Origin of the sequence: Vibrio sp. PID17_43, from assembly GCF_002608565.1 — a bacterium.
Taxonomy (GTDB): domain Bacteria; phylum Pseudomonadota; class Gammaproteobacteria; order Enterobacterales; family Vibrionaceae; genus Vibrio.
In genome coordinates this window covers 66,272-91,480 of record NZ_LIXM01000001.1, presented here as the reverse complement: position 1 = coordinate 91,480, position 25,209 = coordinate 66,272, and the positions used below count along the sequence as shown (strand labels likewise).

Here is a 25,209-nt window from a genome sequence, read left to right as displayed (position 1 = left end):
AATACTACATTCCGTAGCGTTCAGCCAGCGCCTTCGGGTAACCTCGCTGTTGAGTTAACGTAATCGCGAACTCCTCAACTTCCTTTGCGCTCCAATGAACCGCAATCGGGTGCTGCCTTTCAATATGTACACTAGGTTCAATATCAAACCAACGCTGAGCAATTTTTTGCGCTGCAAGTAGCGTTGAGGACGCTTTCACCACTTCAATACGAGCGTAATGATTGTCTTCAAAGGTCACATCTGCCGCCCTTAACACGGGGTCAGTACCAGGAATTTGTTGTGCGCCAAACAACGCTTTGCCTCCCTTTACGGCCGTTTGATAACCCGGAACAAATTGAGACATATGTTGGATAGCGTTATCGGTTCTTTCTTCCAAGATCTCTTCTCGCCAACCTTGACGGATCTTAGTCAGTAATCGAGTTGGCAAAGCCGGTTGCGCTGACTCACCCGTACTACCGACTAAACCGTCCTCAAACAAAGTAATGCCTTTGGTCATACCATGTAACTGAAAATAACCGTCTCCATAGGGCGTTAGCTGCGCCATCCCTTTATCAGTGCCTCGGGGGCCATGGAAAATTACTTCTGGCCATTGTTGGGTACAATCATGCCATTGGGTGACGTATGCAGCTTTGAATTCGACCAATCGATCTCGTTTTGCACCAATCGAGTTATCAACGGTCCCCGTTTCAAAGCCACAGGCATTCACTAAATAATCACAACAAATTGTTTGTTCAACGCCTTTATTATCAAACATTAATTCCCAGTGTTTGCCTTGCCAATCGGTATGTTTCAGCTCTGCTTCAGTGTATACCTGTACATTTGGTAGTTGCGCTAAAGTCAAATTGGCTATTGCAGCTAAACGAAATACACTCCAACCATACTCCTGAACAACGACAACCGGGTATTTCAACGCGTCCAGATTAGCGTGCTGTGCAAATGGTATGCACCATTCGTCTAAGCTGTTAGGGCTCTCTGGTTGAGTTCGCTTCGCCAACTCCATCAAATCATCTTTCGAGTAAAGCTTATAATATTGCTCTGGCTCACCAAGTACTTGGTTAGCTTTATCTTTTAATACGAGGGCCTGGTAAGCGCTCTTGATACTTTTGAGACGAGGAATCAGTGCTTCAGGATCACCACCATCTGAATGCGGCACCGCAATGACCGTTGGTCGAATGTTTAATGAATGCGGATATAACCGAATCGTATCAATAGATTGATTGAGTAAATCTAAACACTGCTGCTCGGAGATTTCACGATACAAGTTGCCACCAGCATGTAGATGGCAGATGGGAGGACCATTAACTAACGACACGCCTTTTTCGATTACGGATACTTGAAAGCCTAGCTCTGCAAAGTGAATGGCTGCGGTTGCACCTGCAACCCCCCCCCCTACAACGGCGATGTGATTATGTTTACAATTTGGAAACTCAGACTTCATGGCTTCACTGACAATATTTAAGGAGATGGGTCATTCCCTGCTCATCCAAAGAGACGTAATTCTACGGGAATGATCGAGTCATAATCGTGGATTCTACTCGGGATTGGGAGTGATTAAAATCCCAAAAACTTCATGGGTTTGCGTTTGCAATAAATGTACGCATAAAATTGCATTCAAGAGCAAAATAATTCGAAAAAAATACTTGACGAGACGATTGGGAAAACGAATTTTTACTCTAATGTGAATAACAAATTTGCGCCATGCCACATGGAATAAAGCCTCCGGAAACGCACCCCATTTTAGCCATTTTAGTTATCCCAAAAGTTATCCACTGTTTTTGTGGATAACTGGAATAAAATCGTCGTGACGTGCTTGTTGAATTTCTAACCGACGATGAATTAAGTGCTTACCGGCGTTAGCAATCTTTTTATTAAACTCATAACAACCAGAGCCAATACAACGAAGGTAGCCAAAGGCAAAGCTATCCACAATTCAGGGTGAATCTGTGCATTAAGATCAAAGCCATAGTGCATCACTGCAGCCACACAGGTTTCGGCTGCAATCACAGCAACGCCACTTGCAACTAAAGCCATGATACCGTATTCCACCCACAGCGTTGTATTGATACGCTTCTTACTTGCTCCCAATGTTCGGTACAGTCGAATCTCCTGTTGTCGCTGAGATAAGCTCAAATGCAATAAAGTAAAGATGAGCAGGAGGCCTGCAGCCACCCCTAATAAAGCTAAAATGGTAATTGCAGACACAATTTGTTGAATCAAGGCCTGAATTTTTTCCCCCATCGTTCGTATATCTAATATCGACACCGTCGGATGAGATCGAGCCATAGAAGTCAGTAAGGTTTGATTGTCTTCATTAATACGATAACTGATGAGATATGAGCCAGGTAAACTCGCCATCACGTCCTTTGAGAAAATGAAATAGAAGTTCGGCTTCATATCTCGCCACTCTACATGGCGGATCGTATCAACCTTCGCCTCAAAGGTTTGGCTATTAATGACAAACGTTAAGCGATCACCGAGTTCAATGCCTAAATCTTGGGCCACCTCAGCTTCTACAGAGACACTGGCTTGATTTGTCCACGTACCGGAAATCACATCGTTGTACTCTGGGAGTTTATCACCCCAAGTTAGATTCAACTCTCGACGAATCGCGTCAGAGCCTTGACCTCCATAGTCTATCTCTTTCACGTTATCGCCATTTATTTCAGTCAAGCGGCCTCGAATGATTGGATAAGCTTGGGAACGTATTACATTATTTTTGTCTAACGTTTCCAAATAGCTACCAAGCTCGTAATCCCCAATGTTCAGTGCAAACACGTTAGGCGCATCAGCAGGAAGTGTTCTCGACCAGTCGGCCAAAATATCGCTACGAACGAGCCAAATGATGGACAATAACATTAACGAAAGCGCAAGCGCACCAAACTGTAAACCGCTCGTCACAGGAGTACGGTTGATTCGACTAAGCGCAAGGTTTAGTGCTGGGTGATTAGACACTCCAGCAAATAATTTCGTCAATGCGACACTCACTGCAGCCAAAACAACAAAAAGCACGGCAATTCCACCAAGAACTATCCAGACTAACGTGTTGTTAGCATATAGCAACAGTAACGGCACTAAGGGGACGAGTATCAAAAGCATCCGTTTCCAAGAACGTTGGCTCCCCCCCTGCTGAAGGACTTCTATTGCAGGCGTTTTTATCAATCCAAGTAAAGGAATCCCAAGTGCAGGCACGGTAATTAATACCGCAGAGGCGACCGCCACCAAAAGCGGGGTGACGCCGTAACCTGGCAGCGGATTAGGCAGCAAATCTTTAAGTGGAATTCTAAGTAAGAACTCCAAGCCACTGCCAAGCAACAAGCCGGTAAGACTCCCACTTAACAATAATATCGTGACTTGAATGAACAGCCATTTCTCTATCCAGCGCCGGCTTGCACCGAGGCTTTTCAGCATCGCTATCGTTTGAGTACGGCTGCTAACGTAACTTTGACAGGTTAATACCAAGGTTGTTGCCGCCATAATGATGACAATCGCAACGGTCAAAGAAAGGTACTGAATAGTGCGTTCAAAGACTTCATTACTGCGACTGGCGGTATCTTGTGTGCGCCAACGATCACTTGGAGTCAGTTCTATGTTGTCCTGCAATTGGGCCAACGTTGGGTCGTCAACCTTTAAGAACAGCCGATATTGTACTCGACTACCAACTTGGATTGCTCCGGTCTTTTCCACATCACTCTTGTGAATATAAGCCGAAGGCATTTGTTGGAAAGGATTAAAGCTGAGCCCTGGTTCCATCAGTACCGCACCTGACACTGTAAAGTCAGCATCGCCAATCGTGACAGTGTCACCAACGTCTACTTCCAATTGCGCCATAATTCGTTCATCAAGCCACAATTGCTGTGGTTTCACGTGCCCAGCAGTTTCATTGCCTAGAACCAAATCGCCCATCAGTGGGTACGCTTCATCCACTGCTCGAACCGAAATTAGCTGCATACCACTTTCGCTAAATGCCATCGACGCGAAGCGGATCATCAATGAACGCTCTAGTTCAGCAGTAGACTCTAACAAGGGGGCTGGAATCGGATTGGCAGACACAAATACGGCGTCGGCCGTGAGAGCATCCTTCCCCTGCTTAACGATGACTTGCTCCATACGTTCAGCCAGTGCAGAAAGCGCAAAAATGCTAGCGATGACCAAGACCAATGCGATAATGATAGGCCAAAGATTTCCTTGACGGATTTCGCCCCAACTCCAACGAATTAAGCTTTGATTGGGGGAGCACTTTGTTTGGCCCCCACGCTTAGGGGATGTGGATTCGCTCGATGACACTATGGACATACCACTTCCTCCTTAATTTCACCCGCTTCCATTCGATAAATACGATCACAACGGCTTGCTAAATGGCTATCGTGAGTGACGAGAATCAGTGTCGTGCCATGCTGCTCATTAAGCTCAAACAGCAATTCAATCACTTTTTCTGCCGTCTGATGATCTAAATTTCCAGTCGGCTCGTCGGCAAATAGAAGTTCAGGCTGGGTCATAAATGCCCGAGCGAGTGCAACACGTTGTTGTTCTCCACCTGAAAGCTGACTTGGTAAATGGTTAAGACGCTTTGCTAACCCAACGGCATTCAACAATTGTCTTGCTCTTGCGTCATCTTCAGCCTCTCCACGTAAAAGACAAGGTAGAGTGACATTACTCAGCGCGCTGAGACTAGGTATTAATAAAAAGCTCTGAAACACGAAGCCAAGAGAGTCTGCACGAATCTTTGCCCGCGCTTCGTCATCCAGTTTAGACAGTGGGTGACCGAGCAATGTAATTTCACCTTCCGAAGGTGTATCAAGGCCAGATAGCAACGTCATCAACGTTGACTTACCTGCTCCTGATGTCCCTACAATGGCAATCTTTTCTCCCTTTCTAATGTCAACATTTACATTTTTAAGGATTGTTAATTGTTCTTGATTAGTAGAGACTTGTTTAGAAACTAAATTCGCTTGAACAATAGGCGCTTTGAGTACAGGTGTTTGCATGATTCGTATACTTTCCTTAGTTCTCGTTTTTTTTCTTTCCGCTACAGCACAAGCGAGCGAGAAACTTCTTGTATTAGGCGATAGCTTAAGTGCTGGCTATCAAATGTCGATTGAAGAGAGTTGGCCTAGCTTACTCCCAGATGCATTGTTAGAACATGGCCAAGATGTAACCGTTGTTAATGGCAGTATCTCCGGAGATACCACCGGCAATGGCTTAGCGCGTTTACCTCAACTCCTTGAACAGCACTCTCCAGACCTCGTCCTTATTGAGCTAGGAGCCAATGATGGTCTTCGAGGCTTCCCTCCTAAACTTATTACGTCAAACCTGTCGAAAATGATTACGATGATCAAAGATTCCGGTGCGAATGTGATCATGATGCAAATTCGTGTCCCACCTAACTATGGTAAGCGCTACAGCGAGATGTTTTATAACATATACCCTACATTAGCTGAGCATCAGAAAATCACATTAATGCCATTTTTCTTAGAGCAACTTGTCATAAAACCAGAGTGGATGATGCCAGATGGTTTACACCCTAAATCGGAAGCACAACCCTGGATCGCTGATTTTGTTGCGCAAGAACTGATTAAACATCTCTAATTTTAATGGTCTAGCTCAATAAGTTTTACTTAATTTTACGTTAATCTCATCCTATTCCACTCACCAGGGTCAGATAATAAAAATGCAAATAGAACCAATAATTCAAGGTGTTGTCGCTCGTTCAGCGCATCCATATGGTTGCCACGCTGCTATTAAAGAGCAAATTAATTTCGTAAAACAAGCCCCACAAATCAAACAAGGCCCTAAGCGTGTTTTGATCATTGGTGCTTCTTCAGGCTTCGGATTGGCCGCTCGTATCGCCCTTACCTTCGGGGGTGCTGCAGCCGATACTATCGGTGTTTCATTTGAACGTGGCCCCTCAGACAAAGGGGTTGGCAGTGCTGGTTGGTACAATAATATCTACTTCAAAGAAGAAGCGATTCATCACGGCCGCACTGCAATAAATATCGTCGGAGATGCATTCTCAGATTCAGTTCGCAATCAAGTCATTGAAGCGATTGAAACCTACTTTGAAGGTGAAGTCGATTTGGTGATTTATAGTTTGGCGACCGGCGTTCGTCCAAAACCAAATTCAGACACGTTTTGGCGCAGCGTTATCAAACCAATTGGCGAGTCGATTTCAGGTGCTTCTATTATTTTAGAAAATGACCAGTGGGTTGAGTCAACGTTAGAACCTGCAACCGAAGAAGAAGCTGAGGCCACTGTTAAAGTAATGGGTGGTGATGATTGGGAGAGCTGGATCGATACCTTGATTAACTCCGAATCCATTGCTCAAGGTTGTAAGACGATTGCTTTCTCCTATATGGGGCCTGAAGTGACCCATCCAATCTACCTAGACGGTACACTTGGCCGCGCAAAGGTTGACCTACACCAAACAAGCCATGCGTTGAATCTAAAGCTTGCCAACTTTGATGGTGGCGCCTACGCCACTGTATGTAAGGCATTGGTAACTAAAGCGAGTGTGTTTATTCCTGCATTGAGCCCTTATCTACTTGCTCTGTACCGTGTTATGAAGAAAAAAGGCACCCACGAAGGCTGCATTGAACAGATGCAGCGATTGTTTTCCACCAAACTATATGGACAAGAAAAAATCCCAGTTGACAGCGAACGCCTGATACGAATCGATGAGTTAGAACTTGCTAGCGATGTTCAACTAGAAGTAAGCCACCTACTTGATGAAATGAACGAGTGCAATTTTAAACAAATCGGTGACTACGAAGGATTTAAAGACGAATTCATGAAACTGAATGGGTTCAACTTTGAAAACGTTGATTACTCGCAAGAAATATCTTTGAAATCCTTGAAAACGCTTAAGCCATAGTCGAAGACAATCACCGTCTCAGCAAAGAGAAAATGTCTAACATTAAGGAGTCCTGAAAGGTTTTCAGGACTTTTTTTTGTCACATAACCACCTCACCCTATACTTAAGCTAAATGAACGGTTAAATATTAAGTTTTTTCATCACTCAGAATGTGTTTTGTTTTCACTGGAAGTGAATTTTCGGGAAAGGATACCTACATGGGTACATTTCAAACTTTGGATTATAAAATCCCAGAATCGATGCAAAAAAGTTGGCAAAATATCGTTAATCTCATTGCCACGATTGCGGACGTTCCTACGTGTTTGATTATGCGAATTCATAAAAATCACATCGAGGTGAGTACAAGTAGCGAAACGAAAAATAATCCATATACGGTTGGAGATACTGAGGAACTAGGCCACGGTTTATACTGTGAATATGTCATTGAACACAAACAAGAACTCATCGTTACAAATGCTGTATCAGATAAGTTCTGGCTTAATAACCCCGACATTAAGCTCGGTATGATTTCCTACTGCGGCTTACCTCTATACTGGCCAAATGGTGAAACGTTTGGAACCATTTGTATGCTGGACTCAAAAGAGAATCACTATACAGACACTTACCGACAACTTCTCAACACGTTTAAATACTCGATAGAGGCTCAATTAGCCGTAGTTTTTCAGCAGCATAAATTATTGCGGCTAAACAATGAGTTAAAAAATCGTGTTGAAAATCGTACCTCAGACCTTGCTCAAATGAGTTATTCGTTAACCAAAGAGATAGACCGCAGAAAAGCCGCCGAACGGCAGGTCAACTACCAGAAGACACACGACCAAGGGACTGGCTTTTTAAATCGAGCCGCGTTGGAAGCCATACTTGATGAAACTCTCGAATCCTTTGGCAATAACACTCAATCCCTCGTTATTATCAACATTGGCTTTAGTAACGCGCGCACTATTCAGACTAAATATGGCTTTGAAGCATTTGACGATGTCCTTAAAGAGTTCCGATTTCGTCTCGGTCACAGCGAATCAAGCTACTTTGTTACCGGACGTCCAAGTTCTAATGATTTAGTAATATTGATTTGGGGAGAGGAGATCGAATCCAAGGTACAAAATTTATTAGACGACATTACCCATGTCAGTGTCGGCAATTTCTATATAGATAACACTGAAGTTCACTTACATTCGTATATAGGCATTGTACAAACACAAGAATGGAGTTGTGCGAAACAGTTACTACAAAACGCCTGCTACGCAATGCTACTGTGTAAAGAGTCCGGTGAGCCCTACTGTTATTTCAATGAAAACCATACCCACGAGTTACATAACCATAACCAATTAGAAAGCTATCTTCTTCAAGCTGTACGTAATGACGATTTAATGCTGTATTTTCAACCTAAAGTCCTTCCTCATACTCACAAATGGATTGGAGCAGAAGCATTGATCCGCTGGCGTCACCCTGTTCTTGGTGACATTTCTAACGAAGCATTGATCCATATGGCAGAACAAAATGGGTTAATATTCGAAGTTGGATCATTTGTATTACGCAATGCTATCGACAAAGCGAAACAATGGTCCGAGTTGGTGGATAACTTTAAAATGGCTGTAAATATATCACCGATACAATTGCAAAATGTAAACTTCGCTGAGCAGATCGAACACCTGTTAGAAACATTTCACCTTCCGGCAAAATTTCTAGAGTTGGAGGTGACTGAAAGTGCGTTAATAGCGGATGAGATGATTGCTCGCAATACATTGAATAAGCTGCATGAAATCGGAGTGACACTGTCGCTTGATGATTTTGGTACGGGTTATGCCTCGTTTAGTTATTTGAAGAAATACCCTTTTGATGCCATAAAAATCGACAAGAGTTTTGTTCACCAAATGGACAACTCCGATGACGATCGTGCCATTATCTGTTCCATTATTCATATTGCTAAAAAGCTGGACTTACAAGTTGTAGTTGAGGGAATAGAATCCACGCAACAAGAGCAATTTCTAATTAAGGAAGGGTGTGACATTGGGCAAGGATATCTTTATGGGAAACCTATGCCATGCAATGAATTCGAACAAAGTTTGTTTAATCAAAACCTATTAGGTGGTCAATATACTTATTCTCCCTAAGCATTTTCTTTACTCTGCTTGCGGTGGTTCCTATAATCGCCGCCCGCTTCCAATAAAAAGGCCAATATCTTAATGGATCAGTTGACTGCCACGCTAAAAAAAATCGAAAAGCAGAACTATCGCGCTTATCAGCAAATCAAGGGGCAATACGACTTTGATGATTTCAACCTGTACATCGATTATGTGCAAGGTGACCCATACGCTTCTGCTTCTCGCCTGCGTGCGACACGAGCTTGGTCATTGACTGGCCTTGAATGGCTGAAAGACGAATCACCTGCATTCCAACGCGCAGCACGTGATTTCATTACACGTAGCTTCAATCAATTCGCTAAGCAAGAAAACTCGGTGTCTATCGCATTAAGTGGTCAAACCGTTTTAGATAACACATCTGTGCTTTTTACAGAAGAAGGCATAGAGCTTCGTTTTCGTGTTAACCTACCAGCAGATGGCCGCTCTGTTCTTGGGAAAAAAGCCAATAACATTCTAACCTTCCACCTACCTAAGTTTATTCGCCGCGCAACGATTGAACGTGAGCTAGATAAAGAAACACTGATCAAACACTGCCAAGTAATAGAAGATCAAGCGGCGCTACGTGAGCAACTTGAAGTTAATAACCTGGTTGCTTTCGTTGCTAATGGCAGCATTCTTCCACGCATTGCAGGTAACTGTGACCTACCAATGAAAGAAGCGGTAGAATTTATAGCGCCAGAGTCTTTGCAAGTCACGCTACACGCGCCAAATAAAGGCTATGTAACTGGCTTGGGGATTCCAAAAGGCATTACGTTGATCGTTGGTGGCGGTTTCCATGGTAAATCCACGCTATTAAATGCGATTGAGCGTTCTATCTACGACCACATCCCTGGAGATGGTCGCGAGTACATCGTCACTGACGGTGATGCAATGAAGATCCGTGCTGAAGATGGTCGCTGTGTACACCACTTAAATCTCTCAAACTACATTAACCACCTGCCAATGGGCAAAGATACCGCCGATTTCTCTACGCAGGATGCTTCAGGCTCCACGTCTCAAGCGGCATGGTTACAAGAATCAATCGAAGCTGGTGCAAGCTCGCTGCTGATTGACGAAGACACCTCTGCAACCAACTTTATGATTCGTGACGAACGTATGCAGGCATTGGTAGCCAAAGGCGACGAACCAATCACACCACTGGTTGATCGTATTGGTCAACTACGTGATGAGCTAGAAATCTCTACCATTATTGTTATGGGTGGTTCAGGTGATTACCTAGACGTAGCAGACACTGTGATTCAAATGCATGACTACCAAGCGGTAGACGTGACTGAAAAAGCGAAACAGGTGATTGCTCAGCACCCTACTCAACGTCACAACGAGTCAGAGGAAAGCCTACAAACATTCCGTCCTCGAGCACTGAATCGTGTAGCGTTGATGAACATCCTGACTGATGGTAAGTTCCGTGTCAGTGCAAAAGGTAAAGACTCTCTTCGATTCGGTAAAGAGTTTACCGATTTGAGTGCTCTTGAGCAGTTAGAGTCTGCAGATGAAGTCAATGCGATTGGCTGGCTGTGGTTCCAGCTAGCACAGCTTCCTGGTTGGTGTAATAACCCAGCAAAAGAGATCGAAGAAATGCTTGCTGGTGAGTGGCATGCAAGCTTGCCAAAACAAGGTGACTTGGCGAAACCACGAACACTAGATGTAATGGCTGCGTTAAGCCGTATGCGTAAATCTCAATTTAAGCCATCACACTAATTGATGTCGCATTGAAGAGTGAACAGAGGCAGTCCAGAGTGGCTGCCTTTTTTCCACTCGATCCATTAAGTATTTCTCAACACGTTCCATGCTTCACACAACACTCTGAAACGCTCTGCATCGCCATTTTCTCGGTCAGGATGCCAGCGCAGTGCGAGCTTTCGCCATTGTTTACGAATATCACCTGTTGACGCATCTTTGTTAAGTTCAAACAAACCCAGCGCTTTACTACGGTCGATATCGGAAGCAGACTCGCCACCAATAAATCGTTGGTATCGACGCCAAAAATCATTCAGCAACCGACGCACTTCCCCTTGCTCTGCTTCATAGTGTCGCCAGTCAAGATAGTAATCGCGTAGCGGATCCCTTTCATCAATAACATGGTGAGAGGCTTCAGTGGCTCGCATCAACACAATATGCATCGCTTCGACTTGTAACCACCTATCAGGATGCAAAATGCCTTGAAGCTGGTATAACCCATTCATCAACAGAAAATTTCGTTTAAAAAGATCTATGTCTGGCGACTCGTCCAGCGATGTGATGTAGCCTTGCTCACTGAGTTTATGCGCCAAGGTATGCACTTTCCAACCAGATGGTTGTTTGCGTAGAATTTCAAGAATCGGCCACAGTAGTGGATTTTCCAACTCATACTGTTGGCTCAGGCAAACATCATTCCGTTCGTCCATGTGTCCTCGTGCGATGTGTTTTGTATAAAACGAGTTAACCATAAAAACAAAAAGGCCGATAGTCATCAACTATCGGCCTTGCCGGTATGAACACGTTAGGTTAAATGACGCCTAATTCTCTCAGGCGTTCCATTAGATAGCTATCTGCTGTATAGCGTTCTGAAAGCACCGTCTCTGGTTTCGGGTGCAGAAACAACGGAAGTGAGATACGTGAGTTTTCCTGACGTTCACCGGTTGGGTTGATCACACGGTGAGTGGTCGATGGAAAATAGCCACCGGATGCTTCTTGTAACATATCACCGATATTGATGATCAAGTTGCCAAAGTCACAAGGTACATCTAGCCAGTCTCCTTCTTTGCTCATCACTTGAAGGCCCGGCTCATTGGCAGCAGGAAGAACCGTCAGTAAGTTAATGTCTTCATGCGCAGCTGCACGAATTGCACCTGGTTCTTCTTCCCCCGTCATTGGTGGGTAATGAAGTACACGCAGCAACGTTTTATCACTGTTATTGATCATTTCAGACAGCTCAACTGAGAACTTCTCTTGAACCTCTTTTGGTGCGTATTCTTCTACCCAACCAAGTAATTCTTGAGCAAACGCATTGGCACGCTCATAGTATTCCATGATTTCCGCTTTTAGCTGTTCAGGCATTTGTCCCCATGGGTACACATGGAAGTATTCTTTGATGTCTTTTACTGAGTGACCTTTCGCGACTTCAGAAACGGATGGTGGAAAATAACCATCTTGTGTTTCAACATTGAAGTAGAAATCGCTCTTTTGCTCTGAGCAAAAAAACGCGTACCAGTTTTTATAAATAGACTCAACCAGCTCTTGTGGGATTGGGTGGTTCTTAAGAACACCAAAACCCGTTTCGCGCAATGAGGTAACGAACTGTTGAGCAGCATCGTCAGCGAGATAATCGACCGTTTCCAGTTTCATGACTTTACTTCTTTATTGTTAGACTGAGCCGTAAATTCTATGGATGGCCATGTTGTAAATCAAACTTTAATGAAATGTTTACATGCAAACGTTTTATTGTTGCGCAGTTTACCAATGTATCAACATAAAAAGTGAGCATCACATCGATAAAAGAAACAATTCACACTGTACAATTAAGTGTAATCATAACCGCAGCATTCAATTGAAGGATCAATGTTTCTATGGGAAGTACTTCGACTTTATTAGGTTTAACGATCATCTACGCTATCGTGTTTCTATACTCTGCGCTAGAGCCAAGTTCACGCGCGGTTTGGTTTGCTGAGATTGTTCCTGCCATTGGCATTCTAATCGCGATTTGGGTGTTATCTATCCGTTATCATTTCAGTCATACCGCCTACGTGCTGATGTTCATCTGGCTTTGTCTTCATACCATTGGCGCAAAATACACCTTTGCCGAGGTTCCGTTTGATTGGTTTAACAACCTGATTGGCTCTGAGCGTAATAACTTCGACCGTGTCGCACACTTTTCTATTGGTCTGTATGCATACCCTATTGCCGAATACTTAATTAATAAGAAGAAAGTGAGTGCAAGTCTAGCGTGTTGGTTTGCACTGTTCGCGATCATGTCGCTGGCAGCAGGTTATGAGATTATTGAATGGTGGTATGCGGAGCTTGTAGGCGGAGATGAAGGGATTGCCTTTCTGGGAGCGCAAGACGATATTTGGGATGCCCAGAAAGACATGTTGTGTGACACCATAGGGGCGATATTGTCGCTGTTTCTACTGACAACTCAGCGTCGACTGGCGAAGCCATTCTAGATACGGGTTAAAACCTTCTACAAATGGGACCTGCACGATTTGAGCGACTTCATATTCGTGTAGGTCTTTTATTTTGTCTTCGACTAACGCATACAAATCTTTTCGGGTTTTAATAATCAATAGCCATTCGTTATCGCTACAGATCTGCTCTTTCCACACGTAGTGGCTTTCAATCGGCATCGTTTGAATGCAAGCCGCAAGCTGTTCGTCTAGTAAGCCTTTGATGATTTCATCTCGGTTCTGCTGAGTACCCGCGGTACTCAAGACCATGCAGTATTCGTGTTGTTCGCTCATTTCGGACTCTATTTCATCGTAACCTTGCCACCTATCATTTTATAGGCAGGGGTTCCTCTCACTAACGTATCTCGTGCAAACTCTTGTCCACAACTCGGGCAAATGCAAGGCTCTTGGGTGCAATCTTCAACAATGCGTTCTTTGAAGCATTTAACCAGCGCGCCTTTGCCCCCTTTTCGGTACTTAAAAAGCTGCGTTTTACATTTGGCACAGTATACCTCGACCGTTCTCGTCGGCTGTTTGTTATTCGGTTTTGCCATCGTACTCTATTTCGGGCTTCACCCACACATTACTGAAATCAAACCAACCTAGCGCATTGCACTTGGCATTTTGTAGTGCGCCACTGTGGTCCTTGTTCACACCAAGCCAACAATGGAACATGGGTATAACTTGACAGCTCTTCACCAATTGCTTGCCTAACTCACGTGCAGGAAAATCGCTGTGTTTTCCGGCACGCCATTGATCCACCAGCGTCGACCAACGAGAAAAATCGTATTCAGCACTAAATTTGTCAATATCACTATAGTCTAATAGCCATCCTGCCAATGCGTCATTACGATTGGTCGCAATTCCCATGGCTTTGATCCAAATATCGACATCTTCTGGGGATGGCGGTTGGGTATCGTAACGAATAAACGCCACATCAACACCATGAGGTTTGAGTAAAGTCTTAATGGCCTTTGCAATGACAGGAAACATTGGGTGTTTCTTTTGGTATGCCACACAAATGCACTTCTCGCGTTGTGGCGCATCCCCAGCACTCACCGGCCTAAGGTCTATCCAGCCCGGCTTTAATCCGAATGCTTGCAGCACCCCTAACTCAATGACTTTATCTTGAGGAACGAGTGAGTAAACTTGATAACTGTTTAACGCCTGGCTTAAAAACTCTGCCCAGCGAGGATCTTTTGCGATCCCTGTATTTTTATTTAGCAATAAAAATGTACAACCAGGATCCAGTTCTACCTCATCGCTGGATGCTTGCTTATCCATCTGTGGCTTAGATAAGCTCGGATAGACCATAGATGAATAGGCTTCATCGATCACCCAGACTTCCACTTGATCCAGTAACGGACGAAAGCCAAAATAACCATCAAAGGCAGTAAGAATTAAGCGTTTATCGTCGTTCACTTTGACTAAAAACGGCCCTGTGCCAATGGGTTTTCTATCAAATTCTTCTGAACGCAGCGCTGTTGGCAACAACACTTTTGCTTGTGACTCACTCAATGCTAATGGCAGGTATTTATCAGGGCGTACAAGGTGAATATCAATCGTCCAAGGCTCTGGAGTGAGCACTTTTTCGATGTGTGAGAACAGATTTAAACTGCCGAGCGCTGAGAGACTCTCAATGACGCAATCCGTAGTGAGCAATTCACCATTATGAAAACGTACCCCTCGACGTAAATAAAAACGCCAATGGGTATCAGAAAGCGCTTCCCAGGTATGAGCTAAATCTGGCTGAAGTTGCTCGCTATCATCCAATTTGGTTAACCCGCTAAAGACTTGGCGTGCGATGTGCTGTTCAGAGCGACGCATTGGCTTTTGTGGGTTGAGCATCGCAAGCGGACGATAATAAGGCAGACGCACGACTTGTTCACCTTGACTGTGTCGCAAACCAAGATAACCTTGGATAACCTGAGTCAGTTTACCAGCGTCATTATCTAGTGCTTCTAATGCTTGACCAATCTTGCCCTCATCCAGATAACGACGAGCAAGGTTCTCGCTTACATCACTACGATTACGTTTAAAGACAAGCTTGGATAACTTACCTCGACCGGCAGCAGGGTGCCACTCAATCCACCCCTCTTCTTCCAGTTTATTTAGAACGATTCGGGCATTTCGGCGGGTACAGAATAACGCTTCGGTTATATCTTCGAGTTGAACTTCTGTATCATTACCAGAAAATTTTTCAAAAAGTGTTTCGAATTGAACACGTAAACGTGGGCTACTCATAAAGAGGAAATTTAGTTTTCTGAACGATAAACCAAGTTTCCTCATTTTTGGCAAAAAGTGCAAACATCGATAGCTAAATTATTGAATATCGATACCAATTTCTTGTGCTATTTGGCGTAATTGCGCTTCATCATCAAGCTTAATTGACCATTTACTCTCTGCGCCATGCGCTAGCACAACGTTGGCCCCACGCCCTAGTAACTGAATCGCATCCGTTTGCGCTTGCAACGTCACCATGCTATTGCCTGACAACTTGATGACAATTTCTCGTTGTGTTGCAATGATTTTTCCAATTGAGAATTCGATAACCATCTGTCTTTATTCAGCCTTTGTCTTTTGCTGCTTAACGGCAATGGTCAGGCGACTAGTACAAACCAAACGCTCTCGCTCATCCGTGATATTGATTTGCCAAACTTGGGTCGACACCCCTAAATGAACGGGTCTTGCGGTACCGACCACCTTACCGCTTCGCATCGCACGAACGTGGTTAGCGTTAATATCCAATCCCACACAGTAACTGCCCTCACCAACACAGAAATTCGCCGCTAAAGAGCCAAGCGTTTCCGCTAAAACGACGGACGCTCCGCCATGCAGCATGCCAAGTGGTTGATGGGTAAAACTACAAACCGGCATCGTGGCGGTGAGTGAGTCGTTCGTAAAATCGGTATAAACAATTTGTAGATGTTCCATCATTGTATTCTTGGACGTCGCGTTAAGAATGTCCAAGTTTATTGGCTTTTTCCAAATACTCATTTTTGTTTGCTCTTATCAAACTTAGTTGTGGACTGGCGGTTTCACCCTTATCAAGCGTGCTCAGGATAGTCTTTCTTCTAGATAGGCTTCAAGCTAAAGTGATATATTGACCTACTCAATTTAAATACCTTAACATCTCACTTGTTAACGCTATTCTACTGTAACAACACAGAAAATATATAGGGAGCCGATTATGAGGACATGGATTAAAGCCTCGACATTGTTGACCATTGCCGGGCTTACTGCATGCAGTGCTTCACCCACTGGACGTAACCAAATCTTGATGTTTTCCGATCAAGAGATGTCATCACTGGGCGCAAATTCTTTCGAGCAAATGAAGAAAGAAATCCCAATAAACAAAGACAAAAAAGTGAACGCTTATGTTCAATGCGTCGCGAAACGGATCACCAATACCATTCCTCCTCAAGCGGGGTTTAAAGATTGGGAGGTTGTCGTGTTTGACAGTAACCAGGTCAATGCCTTTGCTCTTCCCGGCGGAAAAATCGGTGTTTATACTGGTCTACTAAACGTTGCCAAAAACCAAGATCAACTAGCAACAGTTATCGGCCATGAGGTAGCGCACGTCTTGGCTGATCATAGTAACGAGCGTCTTTCTCAAAGCCAACTGGCGAACGCGGGTCTATCACTAGCAAACGTTGCGTTAGGCGCTTCAGAATACAAAGAGTACCAACAATTGACCATGTCTGCACTTGGCTTAGGTGTCCAATACGGAGTCATCCTGCCATATGGCCGAACGCAAGAGTCAGAAGCGGACATTGTCGGCCTTGAGTTCATGGCAAAAGCGGGCTTCGATCCAAATCAAAGTGTGGACTTATGGAAAAATATGGGTAAAGCCTCTGGTGGCTCACAACCACCTGAATTCTTTTCAACTCACCCATCCCACAACACGCGCATCAAAGATTTGCAAGCAACGATCAAAACATTACCAGCTTACAATGTAAAAGCACCTAAATGCGGTTAGTTTTTGGGGTGATTTTGGTTGATAAACAAAGACCGATTAAGATAAAAAGAAGCGCCATAATGGCGCTTTTCATTTTTCTTAGGTACCAAGAATTTGCAATGGCAAGCTGAGTAAGCTGTCTCCTAAGCCCGCAAAATACCAGATGATGGCAATAAACCCACCCACAGAGAATAGGTACCAAGCAAAAGAGAACAGTTGACCATATCGCGTTAACGGCAGTAAATGACTATGGTGCCGCGTTCGCCACTCCATCACAACTTCTAGCATCCCCATCATCAATAAGAAGCCTAGCAGCGTTAAACCAAAGGTATAACTGATATAGATACCAAGCAGAGCAGCAACAATGCTTCCAGCCAGCCCTACCCATGTATTCATCGAGAACGTGATGCTCTTAAGTACATGACCACCATCCAAAGGCAGGATTGGCAAGAGATTGAAGAGGTTTAGCAAAGCATTAAATACCGCAAGGCCAGCAAAGATCATCTCACCAGTCATCCAGTACAACACGGTAAAGACAATACTTAACACCAAACCAAAAAACGGTCCCATGATGGAGATAACCACATCTTGCCAACGCGTATTTATCTTCTCATCACTCAAGGCTAAACCACCTAAAAACGGAATAAGGTAGATGCCCTTGGTTTTCATGCCAAAATACTTCATCGCCCGAATGTGGCCGTATTCATGAAAGACTAAACACGCCACAAGCGCTAATGCGAACTCAATAGAAAACAGCCATGAGTAGGCGGCTAAGCTAGCAGATGCCAACGCCACCTTTATTACTTTGGCACTTTTTAGCGCCTTCATTCCAAGGGAAACGAGTCCAATTAAGCTGAACCGCTTTTCTGCTGGTGGCGCTTCAACTGGTACTTGGCGTTCGATGTCTTTTTCATTGCGCACCCCTTCTGTTACCGGAACATCGTTGACTGATACTTGATATGAAAAGTCAAAGGGTTGCCAATTTAGTTCACAGTCAAGCTGACAGTGTAAAACCTCTTCGCCTGCTGACAATGTAAACTGATGACGAGTAACACCTGACTCATCGTCACTGGCATCGATTTGGGACACCAGAGTGTTATCCCAAAAAAGTTGTTGCCACCCCGCCATTGAGCCTTCCAGCCTAAGCGATCTTCCTAAAAATTCTATGTGTAGTAGTTCCAACGCGGTTTCCAATGCGACAAACACAAAGTGCGAATTATGCCTGCAATAAAAAAGAACACAAAGCATGTTAACTCGACGTGTTTTAACTTCATTTCTCGTTAAAGTGTCAAAATAAATCTGGTCTAACCAATCTAGATAAAAAATTCACTTAAAAACATAACATTAAAAATCATCACTTGACCTATGCATCATATTTAAAACGTAAAAGGTGTGCAATCTTTGACAAAATAGCACATGGACAATTAACATATCCGTTACATTAGAGTTGTAAGTCTATTCCATAAACGCTGATGTACTCGCCACCCAATAATTACAAAGACTTCGGTCTAGCATAATGACACCCTAGGAGGGTCAAGGATGAACAAGAAGCACTGCTCTCTGCTTACAATTTCAATATTGTTAGCGTGTAAAGCCCATGCTGCAGGTTTTCAGGTTGCTGAGCACTCAGCATCAGGTCTTGGTCGGGCATTTTCCGGTGAAGGTTCGGTCGCCGATAATGCAAGCGTTCTAGCGCGTAACCCTGCTGCAATGACTCTTTTTAAAGAAGCTCAGTTCTCTGGAGCGCTTTCTATCGTCGATCCGGAAGTAAACGTTTATGATACTTTTCATGACGAACACGCTGATGACGTTGCCCCTCTACAAGTTGTCCCTGCTGGCTATTACATCAGCCCAATCAATGACCAGTGGGCTTGGGGTATTGGCATGTTCACCACCTATGGAGTAGCTACCGACTACCCGGATGATATCTCTGCTGGTGACATGGCAGGCGATACCGCCCTACTTTCTGTCAACATCAACCCGAACGTTGCATACCGTATCAACGAGCAATTCAGCATCGGTGGTGGTATTAATCTTGTTTATGCACATGCAGAACTCACTCGTCACAAAGGCGTACTCGCTGGTGTCTTGGGTGGGAAAAAATCAGACAAATTGATTGGCATGGTCGGTGATACATTTGCTTGGGGCTGGAATATTGGTGCTCTCTTCGAGCTCAACGAAAGCAACCGATTCGGGTTTGGTTATCGTTCACAAGTTGACCTTGACTTCGATAACGGTGAGTTCAGTAGCTATGACTCCGGCATTGCTACCGCACCAAAAGTTGATGGACGTTTACAAATCTCTCTCCCATCGATCATCGAATTGTCCGCATTCCACCAACTCAATGAGCAATGGGCTATCCACTACGGTTGGCAACAAACCGATTGGAGCACCTTTAAAGAACTCAAAGCAACGAGTTCAGATTGTGCTGACGGCGTTTGTTTCTACAAGCCTGAAAAATATGAAGACAACAACCGTTACTCATTTGGTGGCACTTACACCCTGAATAGCGAATGGACACTGCGCGCAGGTATCGCTTATGACGAGCAAGCGGGTAAAGCGACATTGAGCATCCCTGACAGCGATCGCTTCTGGTACAGCGCAGGCGTGACTTATGCAATGCGTGAAAACCTCACTTTTGATGCCGGTTTTGCGTTCGTTAAGAGTAAATCAGGGTCATTTACTGAAACAAATGCTCTGGATCAAGAAATTACCTTTAATTCAGAAGGAGCGGCATACATCAGTGCTGTACAGATGAACTACACATTCAAGTAATTGGATTAATGGAGTAAGCCAATGAAACATACATTTAAACTATCACTGCTTTGTTCTGCGATCCTACTTGCTGGTTGTGGTGATAATACCTCTAGCTCTGGGACATCAGATAAACCAGTTTTTGAAGATAGTGTTCAAGAACTCCTAGAGCGTGACGCTTCGATAGACTTTGTACTTCAAGGTGTGAATGCAGCAGTACCTTTGCCTTCTTTCCTACTATTTGACACAACAGATCATACTCTTAATATTCCAGTTCCAAGAGGCGAGTCCACTGAGTTGGATAACCCTGTTGTAGCAATGGGTGAATCTGACGGTTGGAGCACAATGATGCCATTCTCGTTTGATTTAAATTTTAAGGAAGGTGTAACGCTACTAAATGACATCGTCTTAGTAAACGGCTCACCTTTTAGTCAAAACTTAAACAGCGGGGTACGTGTTGCAAAAGTTGATGTAGACCTTTCAACGGGTGCAATCAGCAATTTCCAACCTCTGACTCCCGGCGTTGACTTTCTTGCTATTAGCACAGACTTAAAGAGTATTAATGTTATACCTCTGAAAGGTTTTGATCCTGCCTCCAACTACATTTACGCACTTACTGAGTCAATCAAAGACAGTAACAATGCGGGTCTTGGTACATCTACTTCATACGCGAGTTTGAAAACAGCCACGGCACAAACGGGAACGCTTGCTGCGCCTCAACAAGTAATTTGGAACATAGAAAACACGTTTGCAGACAACGGACAAGTAGAAAGTAAAGACCAAATCATCTATTCATCTTGGTTTACAACCGCTTCTGCTGGTAACGTGATGCAAGGGACTAAAGCAGCTATTGCCACTTCGATTAACCCGGAAGTAAAACCATCCGGGGTATGGAAAGGCACTGCTAACCCTAACAACATTTCAACAGATGACTTGAATAGCCTATACACCATTGATGCCGATGATACTGGCGTTAATTTTGGTGATGCCGTAACAAACGATCCTCTATTTGCAAGTGCGTTTGGAACCGATAGCGCGGCTCTTTTGAAAGCGAATTATGATGCGCTGACTATGGCTCCAACTCTCGACTCTATTGAAGTCTATCGTGGAACCGTAAAACTTCCTTATTTCCTAAGCGATCAAGTTGATGGCGATGCGTGGAAAATGCAGCCATGGCGAAGTGGTATGCCTAGCATTTTCAAGATCCTTAACACTCTAAGTTCAGGCTCCGATGCTGACAAAGCTGCAATTTCTGAACAACTGATTGCGTTAGGCTTTACGTCATTGCCGGATCAGCTTTTGATTCCTCAATATCAGGCCCTACTGGTTGGCTCGGAATTGACGCTAGCTAATGGTAATCAACTAGACGCTGAGCGAATCCTTACACAATATAGTGCGGTTCCTCAAATTAGAGCAGTCAAAGAAGTGCCTTTCATCATGTTCGTACCAAAAGGGTTGGGTACTGACAACGTACCATTACTTCAGTACCAACATGGGATTACAAACCTTAAAGAAAGCACATATGCTTTAGCTCTAAGCCATATCAGCACTGCAGTGCAAACTGGTAAGACTCCGTATGCTTTAATAGCTATTGACCAACCTCTACATGGTCAGCGAGGTCTATCTGAAGAAATCGTTACCACGCCATCCAACCCTACAGTGTTCATGAACCTAGAATATCTGCCTGTAGCGCGCGATAACATTCGTCAAGGTGCGATAGATGGAATGGGATTAAGATATGCAATGAATTATGTGGCGCCATCAGAAGCGGCGTTCTCGACTGTAAATGAGGATAATGTCTCACTCATTGGTCATTCAATTGGCGCTATTACGGGTATCAGTTCATACGCTGTTGCAAATACTTCACTTAACAGCCCGGTTGACCCAATGTTTAGCTATACAACAGCAACATTAGCAAACCCAGGTGGCGGCATTGCGCCATTTCTGCTTGAATCTGGCTCATTCGCTCCTGTAATTAAACACAGCGTCGTCGCATCTTCAGTAGAAGCATATACAAGCTACTACGCTACAACGTGTGTTGCAGAGGGTATCGATCCTGGAACTTGCTACAACAAGTTTTACGATGAAATCGCCGACGCCTCTACAAAAGCTATCATTGATGCAACGCTAACCTCATTCACATACGCTGCACAAACCGTTCTTGATAACGTAGATCCTTTCAACATGGCATCTCAAGTTACTGGTTCAGTTTTAGGCATTCAAGCTAATGGGGACAACACGATCCCAAATAGTGTATCCACAACACCTACTGCAGGTACAGAACCACTATTTAGTAAGCTAGGGCTAGAAAACACCGCTCTGGACTCATCAGGTCCGCGAGTAGCTTCATATTTCGACGAGTCTTCCAATGCACAGCACTCTACAGTCATCACTCCTGGATCGGCTGAAGAAGACCCTGCGCATGCAGAAATGAACTCTCAAATTGTTCAGTTTACTTTAACGAACGGTAATAGTGATGGCAGTTTATCCGTTACGTCTGGCTTGTTGGACGCAAGCAAATAAATACAACTAAACAAAACAAAGCCCAGTTTCGACTGGGCTTTTTGCTTTCTGTATCACCAAAGCCCACTCATACTTCCTCTGCTATAGTTAAATCGTTGTCTTTATATATCTAACTCACTCGTTTAAAAAAGGAAGCGATATGCGCATATTGACCGTTATTGTTACTGCACTACTCCTCGCCGCATGCGGCAGCAGCCAATATCTTATGTCAACAAATGAAGGAAAGGTCATCACCTCTTATGGAAAGCCTGATCTTAATGAAGAGACTGGGATGTATGAGTATGAGGATGTAGACGGTAAAGAAATGAGCATTGCTAAAGACGAAATTGTGCAAATTATAGAACGTTAATGATATGCCTAAATTGCCTTAAGATTTTGGGGGTACCGCATGCCTTCTGCTGATGTGGAAGGTATTCTTAGGCTGCTCGCAAGCCAATGGTTGGCTCATGACTGGAGAAAGTGGCGATGAAATCAATTCGTCATTCAAAGTAATTGGCTGTCTTATTTATATTCTTGGCATTAATTGTTTAGCCAATAATTTACATCTTAAACCTATTCAGGTTGGAATATTGTAAAATCTAGTCTTTAATTCGCTAACACGCTTTTATTTCTCAAGATAAAGTGGATAATACCGCCACGAAATAACATTACTAAGGTGAGTCCTTATGTCTATCGAAGCTACTCTGCTTGCTCGCTGCGAGTCAAAATGTGAACTGTGTTCTTCTGAATCTCCATTAACCGCATACGCGGTACCACCACACGACCACGTCACCGTTGATACCGCTATCATGGTTTGTGACAAGTGCCACGGTGAGATCGAAGAACCTAAAGACATTAACCACTGGCGTTGTCTAAACGACAGCATGTGGAGTCAGGTTCCTGCTGTTCAAGTAACGGCATGGCGCCAATTAACTCGCCTAAACACCGAAAGCTGGGCTCAAGACGCTCTTGACATGATGTACATGGAAGAAGAGCTAATGAACTGGGCGATGAAAGGTATGTCTGCTGACGATAAAACGGTTGACTGCAACGGCACTGAACTGAAAAAAGGTGACGACGTAACAGTAATCAAAGACCTACCAGTTAAAGGGACAAACCAAGTAATTAAGCAAGGTACTGTTATTCGCGGTATCAGCCTTGGTGATGATCCTAAACTTGTTTCAGGTAAGGCAAACGGTGGTCAGTCTATGTACGTGATCGCTGAGTACTGCCGTAAGAAGTAATCTCAACATTATTTTCGATATTAAACGGGGTTCCAATTGGAACCCCGTTTTCGTTTTTGCATCCTCTCTTTTTCTCCTTATCCAATTAATCTACGTAATTCGCCGCTTTCGCTCGTAACCATTTTCGATTAAGGTTCTAAAAGGAAAAAATAAGATGGATTGTAGTATGAAGAAGTTAACTATCCTTGATGGCGGCATGGGACGAGAGCTCAAACGCATGGGCGCCCCATTCTCTCAACCGCTTTGGAGCGCGCAAGCTCTGATTGAATCGCCAGAATTTGTTTACCAAGCACACAACAACTTTATCCAGGCTGGTGCAGAGATCGTTATCGCCAACAGTTACGCTTGTGTACCATTTCATCTAGGACAACTCCTTTACGCTCAACAAGGCAGAGAGCTAGCACGCTTTGCCGCCCAAATCGCACGTGAATGTGCAGATAAGTCGCCGAACCCTGTTCAAGTGGCAGGTTGTATTCCACCAGTATTTGGTAGTTACCGCCCTGACCTCTTCGAACCAGTGGAAGGCGAAGCAATCTTCCGCTCTTTACTTAATGCTCAAGACGAGTTCGTCGACATCTGGATAGCAGAGACCATTTGCAGCATAGAAGAACTAAAATGCTTACAAAAGGTATTCAAAGTTAACAACAAGCCTGTAGCGTACGCCTTCTCTCTTAGTGATGACGCATTGGAGACGGCGCTTCTTCGCTCAGGAGAAACTGTCACACTCGCAATCGAGCATATTGCACAAAGCTTGGCAAATCAGAATACGTTTGGGATTTACTTCAACTGCTCTGTACCAGAAGTGATGGCAAAAGCCGTCAGCGAAACTCAAGCGGTTTTGCAGAAACATGGGAGCGATATAGCGATTGGCGTTTATGCGAATAACTTTACGGCAATCAAATCTGACCACGAAGCCAACAGCGCATTGCAATCGATGCGAGAACTGTCACCAGTGGAATACCTAGCTTTCGCGCAAGAATGGCACCAGCGCGGAGCAAGCGTTGTTGGAGGATGCTGCGGCATTGGTCCAGAACACATCAAAGCTCTGTCTGATTGGAAACGCTCCCTTTAAGAGCAAAGGTAGCGGGCACGACTCCTTAGTGGAAGTGTAAATTGCAGATACAAAAATGCCGGCGATTCAGCCGGCATTTTTAATTCGCTTTTCATTCAGATTAACGGTACATACCGATGTCTTTCTGAATGTGTGCAGATAGGTCTTCTGCGTAGTAACTGCGAGGTGCAGAGTTATCTACGAAAAGAATATCCAGTAAGTGAGCAATCAATCCTTTGAAGTTAACCGCGTAGGTCTTCTTATCCATAGAGGTTGGTAAAGCTACATTTATCATTTGCATTGCTTGTGCCATGATTGCCTCTCTTAAAAGCAGTAATTTGTTTCGTTGGTTGTATATTAGTCATTTTTTCTCTGAGCAAAAAATGACAAATTTTGGTTATTCAGATTAGTTTTTCTAATCAAACAAATCATTTACAAACTGCACGAATACAAAAACAACTTTCATGCATATCCATTCACCAGGGCGAATCTTTAGTTGAATAACTTGGACTTACGTCTATAGAGCCAAGTTAAAAAGCAACATATTTTTAA

The 25,209-nt window shown here is 44.0% G+C and carries 23 protein-coding genes; 11 read left to right on the top strand and 12 right to left on the bottom strand.

The features are described from left to right. Positions 1–4: 4 nt before the first annotated feature. The 3 genes from AK965_RS00420 to AK965_RS00410 form a co-directional block, all read right to left on the bottom strand. Entirely contained in the window at positions 5–1,438 is a 1,434-nt protein-coding gene (locus AK965_RS00420) for an FAD-dependent oxidoreductase (RefSeq protein ID WP_099077743.1), read from the bottom strand. Between the two features lie 398 nt (positions 1,439–1,836). Then, positions 1,837–4,293 carry an ABC transporter permease gene (locus AK965_RS00415; RefSeq protein WP_099077742.1) on the bottom strand — a complete coding sequence of 819 codons (2,457 nt, stop codon included), beginning with the start codon at positions 4,291–4,293 and terminating at the stop codon, positions 1,837–1,839. After that, positions 4,284–4,985 (bottom strand): ABC transporter ATP-binding protein, encoded by a 702-nt coding sequence (locus AK965_RS00410; RefSeq protein WP_099077741.1) that lies wholly within the window; start codon positions 4,983–4,985, stop codon positions 4,284–4,286. The genes AK965_RS00415 and AK965_RS00410 overlap by 10 nt, the downstream gene beginning before the upstream one ends. Here AK965_RS00410 and AK965_RS00405 point away from each other — a divergent pair. The 4 genes from AK965_RS00405 to AK965_RS00390 all read left to right on the top strand — a co-directional run bounded on the left by AK965_RS00405 (position 4,984) and on the right by AK965_RS00390 (position 10,704). Further along, the gene (locus AK965_RS00405) at positions 4,984–5,586 is read left to right on the top strand and encodes an arylesterase (RefSeq protein WP_099077740.1); all 603 of its coding nucleotides are present in this window, start codon (positions 4,984–4,986) and stop codon (positions 5,584–5,586) included. The genes AK965_RS00410 and AK965_RS00405 overlap by 2 nt on opposite strands. Before the next feature lie 82 nt (positions 5,587–5,668). Next, positions 5,669–6,868: an enoyl-ACP reductase FabV gene (gene fabV / locus AK965_RS00400; RefSeq protein WP_099077739.1), complete on the top strand. Its 1,200-nt coding sequence runs from the start codon at positions 5,669–5,671 to the stop codon at positions 6,866–6,868. Between the two features lie 197 nt (positions 6,869–7,065). After that, positions 7,066–8,976, top strand: coding sequence for an EAL domain-containing protein (locus AK965_RS00395; RefSeq protein WP_099077738.1), 1,911 nt, complete (start codon positions 7,066–7,068; stop codon positions 8,974–8,976). 72 nt (positions 8,977–9,048) lie between these two features. Then, positions 9,049–10,704 carry an ABC-ATPase domain-containing protein gene (locus tag AK965_RS00390; RefSeq protein ID WP_099077737.1) on the top strand — a complete coding sequence of 552 codons (1,656 nt, stop codon included), beginning with the start codon at positions 9,049–9,051 and terminating at the stop codon, positions 10,702–10,704. A 65-nt stretch (positions 10,705–10,769) separates the two neighbouring features. Here the strand turns inward: AK965_RS00390 and AK965_RS00385 are convergent, their stop codons facing one another. Continuing rightward, on the bottom strand, positions 10,770–11,390 hold the full coding sequence (locus AK965_RS00385; protein WP_099077923.1) for a DNA-J related domain-containing protein: 621 nt from the start codon (positions 11,388–11,390) through the stop codon (positions 10,770–10,772). 100 nt (positions 11,391–11,490) lie between these two features. Next, entirely contained in the window at positions 11,491–12,330 is an 840-nt protein-coding gene (locus AK965_RS00380; RefSeq protein ID WP_099077736.1) for an isopenicillin N synthase family oxygenase, read from the bottom strand. Positions 12,331–12,551: 221 nt separating this feature from the next. Between AK965_RS00380 and AK965_RS00375 the strand changes: the two genes are divergently transcribed. After that, complete coding sequence (locus AK965_RS00375) at positions 12,552–13,148, top strand: DUF2238 domain-containing protein (protein WP_099077735.1); 597 nt, start codon at positions 12,552–12,554, stop codon at positions 13,146–13,148. On the opposite strand, the gene cutA is transcribed toward AK965_RS00375, so the two are convergent. The 5 genes from cutA to AK965_RS00350 form a co-directional block, all read right to left on the bottom strand. Further along, the gene (gene cutA, locus AK965_RS00370; protein WP_099077734.1) at positions 13,110–13,442 is read right to left on the bottom strand and encodes a divalent-cation tolerance protein CutA; all 333 of its coding nucleotides are present in this window, start codon (positions 13,440–13,442) and stop codon (positions 13,110–13,112) included. The genes AK965_RS00375 and cutA overlap by 39 nt on opposite strands. 8 nt (positions 13,443–13,450) lie before the next feature. Further along, positions 13,451–13,702 carry a hypothetical protein gene (locus AK965_RS00365; protein ID WP_099077733.1) on the bottom strand — a complete coding sequence of 84 codons (252 nt, stop codon included), beginning with the start codon at positions 13,700–13,702 and terminating at the stop codon, positions 13,451–13,453. After that, entirely contained in the window at positions 13,686–15,392 is a 1,707-nt protein-coding gene (locus tag AK965_RS00360) for an SgrR family transcriptional regulator (RefSeq protein WP_099077732.1), read from the bottom strand. Before AK965_RS00360 ends, AK965_RS00365 begins: the two co-directional genes overlap by 17 nt. A 78-nt stretch (positions 15,393–15,470) precedes the next feature. Then, positions 15,471–15,704, bottom strand: coding sequence for a DUF3389 domain-containing protein (locus AK965_RS00355; RefSeq protein ID WP_099077731.1), 234 nt, complete (start codon positions 15,702–15,704; stop codon positions 15,471–15,473). Between the two features lie 6 nt (positions 15,705–15,710). Next, entirely contained in the window at positions 15,711–16,145 is a 435-nt protein-coding gene (locus AK965_RS00350) for a hotdog fold thioesterase (RefSeq protein ID WP_099077730.1), read from the bottom strand. Positions 16,146–16,338: 193 nt separating this feature from the next. Here AK965_RS00350 and AK965_RS00345 point away from each other — a divergent pair, with 193 nt between their 5' ends. Continuing rightward, positions 16,339–17,127, top strand: coding sequence for a M48 family metallopeptidase (locus tag AK965_RS00345; RefSeq protein ID WP_099077729.1), 789 nt, complete (start codon positions 16,339–16,341; stop codon positions 17,125–17,127). A gap of 78 nt (positions 17,128–17,205) precedes the next feature. On the opposite strand, the gene AK965_RS00340 is transcribed toward AK965_RS00345, so the two are convergent. Then, positions 17,206–18,234, bottom strand: coding sequence for a site-2 protease family protein (locus AK965_RS00340; RefSeq protein WP_172438025.1), 1,029 nt, complete (start codon positions 18,232–18,234; stop codon positions 17,206–17,208). A 411-nt stretch (positions 18,235–18,645) separates the two neighbouring features. On the opposite strand from AK965_RS00340, the gene AK965_RS00335 reads away from it, so the two are divergent. The 5 genes from AK965_RS00335 to AK965_RS00315 all read left to right on the top strand — a co-directional run bounded on the left by AK965_RS00335 (position 18,646) and on the right by AK965_RS00315 (position 24,678). After that, positions 18,646–19,881, top strand: coding sequence for an outer membrane protein transport protein (locus AK965_RS00335; protein WP_099077728.1), 1,236 nt, complete (start codon positions 18,646–18,648; stop codon positions 19,879–19,881). A 21-nt stretch (positions 19,882–19,902) separates the two neighbouring features. Beyond that, positions 19,903–22,383: a VolA/Pla-1 family phospholipase gene (locus AK965_RS00330; RefSeq protein ID WP_099077727.1), complete on the top strand. Its 2,481-nt coding sequence runs from the start codon at positions 19,903–19,905 to the stop codon at positions 22,381–22,383. A 139-nt stretch (positions 22,384–22,522) separates the two neighbouring features. After that, positions 22,523–22,732 (top strand): YgdI/YgdR family lipoprotein, encoded by a 210-nt coding sequence (locus AK965_RS00325; protein ID WP_099077726.1) that lies wholly within the window; start codon positions 22,523–22,525, stop codon positions 22,730–22,732. Positions 22,733–23,048: 316 nt separating this feature from the next. Then, entirely contained in the window at positions 23,049–23,606 is a 558-nt protein-coding gene (locus AK965_RS00320) for a PhnA domain-containing protein (protein ID WP_099077725.1), read from the top strand. Between the two features lie 166 nt (positions 23,607–23,772). Continuing rightward, positions 23,773–24,678, top strand: a complete 906-nt coding sequence (locus AK965_RS00315) for a homocysteine S-methyltransferase family protein (RefSeq protein WP_099077921.1) — start codon at positions 23,773–23,775, stop codon at positions 24,676–24,678. Positions 24,679–24,778: 100 nt separating this feature from the next. Here the strand turns inward: AK965_RS00315 and AK965_RS00310 are convergent, their stop codons facing one another. Continuing rightward, a complete protein-coding gene (locus AK965_RS00310; RefSeq protein WP_099077724.1) occupies positions 24,779–24,970 on the bottom strand; it encodes a hypothetical protein in 192 nt (63 codons plus the stop codon). Positions 24,971–25,209 lie beyond the last annotated feature (239 nt).